This window comes from Halorubrum sp. SD612, assembly GCF_002135005.1.
In genome coordinates this window covers 1-2098 of record NZ_NEWI01000279.1, presented here as the reverse complement: position 1 = coordinate 2098, position 2098 = coordinate 1, and the positions used below count along the sequence as shown (strand labels likewise).

2 protein-coding genes are annotated in these 2098 nt (G+C 71.4%); one reads left to right on the top strand and one right to left on the bottom strand.

Annotation, left to right across the window (positions count from 1 at the left end; translation table 11 throughout):
* The coding region (locus B9G38_RS16390; RefSeq protein WP_086221087.1) for a carboxypeptidase-like regulatory domain-containing protein at nt 1-1237 on the bottom strand (1237 nt) is incomplete at its 3' end.
* 260 nt (nt 1238-1497) lie between these two features.
* Here B9G38_RS16390 and B9G38_RS16385 point away from each other — a divergent pair.
* On the top strand, nt 1498-2098 hold a 601-nt coding region (locus B9G38_RS16385), incomplete at its 3' end, for a class I tRNA ligase family protein (protein WP_143415565.1).

Genomic DNA, 2098 nt, shown 5'->3' with positions numbered 1-2098 from the left:
CGCGGGTGAGGGGGAGGGCGGCGGGGACGGCGGGGGAGCCGGGGGGGCCTGCGGCGGTTGGCCCGGAGGCGTCCACTTCGTGGGGGCCGTTGCGGGCGCCGTCAGAGCCGTTCCCGGCGCCGTCAGAGCCGTTCCCGTCCGCCGCCTCCGCGGTGTCGACGCCCTCGACCGTCACCGCCTCGGACGCGACGGAGCCGTCCCGGGCGACGACCGTGCGGTTCCCGGCCGACGGTATCGGCACCTCGGCCTCGCCGCGGTCGTCGGTCTCCCCGACCGCCTCGCCGTCGACCTCGACCGTCGCGCCCGCGACCGGCTCGTCGTAGGCGTTCCGCACCGTCACGCGCGTCGTCTCCCCGACCAGGACGCGACGGTTCGCCGGCGCGACCGAGAGGGTCGCGGTCCGCTGCGCGGTCGCGTTCGCGCTCGCCGACGACTCCCGCACCCTGACGCGTTCGAGCGACGGCTCGTACCCGTCCTTGACGACCGCGACCGTGTAGAGGGCGTTCACCGGCACGGTGAGCGAGGCCGTCCCCTCCGTCACGCTCACCCGTCCGTCGAACACCGACGAGGAGACCCGCACCGCTCCCGTCTCGATCGGCGCCGGCGGGTCGAAGTGGTCGTCGAGGGTCCGGACTTCGAGGGTCGCGGTGCCCCGCTCGACGGCGATCTCGGTCTCGGCGTTCGCCGCCACCGTCACGGGACGCGACGCTTCGAGGTACCCCGGCTTCACGACGACGACCTCGTAGTCGCCGCGTTCGAGGCGCGCCGTCTCGTAGACGCCGTCGGCGTCGGTCTCGCCGCGGTCGACCGTCCGCCCGTCCTCGCGGACCCGCACCGCCGCGTCCGCCTGCGACCGGTTCTCGTCGTCGACCACGGTCACCGTCGCGGTCCCGCTCCGGGCGACGCCGAGGGCGACGTCCGCCTCGCTCGCGTTTCCGATCCGGAGCGGGCGGTTCCGGACGAACCGGTCGTCGTCGACGTCCAACTCGACATCGGCGCCCTGGGGAACGTCGAGGAGCACCCGCCCGTTGCTCGCCGTCGCCCCCGACGCGGTCCCCGTCTCGCCCGCGTCGGTCTCCCACGCCGCCTCGACGGTCGCGCCGCCGACGGCGTCGCCGCCCCGGTCGGTCACCGAGACGGTGAGCGTCACCGGGTCGGCGGCGATCGCCCCGCCGGTCGCGGCGACCGCGACGAACAGTACTGCCGCGCCGACGAGCGTCAGACGTACAGTGTCCATACGGGGCGCAAGGCCTCCTTCGGTATTGGTATGGATCGATTACTCGGGTCGGGACCGCCGAGCGCCGAGGCGACGGAGCGGTTTCCCGCGACTCCGCCGTCTGAACTCTTCCCACGACTCCGCCGTCTGAACTCTTCCCGCGACACCGCCGTCTGAACTCTTCCCACGACTCCGCCGTCTGAACTCTTCCCGCGACACCGCCGTCTGAACTCTTCCCACGACTCCGCCGTATTCAAATACGCGCGCGCAGACCAACGCGTATGGAGCAGATCGACGACCAGTACGCGCCCGCCGACGTCGAGTCGGCGGTCGACGAGTACTGGGACGAGCACGACGCCTACGAGGCGGCGAAAGAGGCGCACGCCGACGACCCGCCGTTCTTCTTCGTGGACGGGCCGCCGTACACCTCCGGGCAGATGCACCTCGGGACGGCCTGGAACAAGACGCTGAAGGACGCCGTCATCCGGCACAAGCGGATGACCGGCCACCGCGTCACCGACCGCCCCGGCTACGACATGCACGGGCTCCCGATCGAGGTCAAAGTCGAGGAGGAGCTCGGCTTCGAGAACAAGCGAGACATCGAGGAGTACGGGATGGAGGCGTTCATCGAGAAGTGCAAGGAGTTCGCCGTAGAGAACCGGGCGGCGATGGACGAGGACTTCAAGTCCATCGGCGTCTGGATGGACTGGGAGGACCCGTACGAGACGGTCTCCCCGGAGTACATGGAGGCCGCGTGGTGGGCGTTCTCCGAGGTCGCCGACAACGGGCTCGTCGAGCAGGGGAAGCGGTCCATCTCGCAGTGCCCGCGCTGCGAGACCGGGCTCGCCAACAACGAGGTCGAGTACGAGGACGTCGAGGACC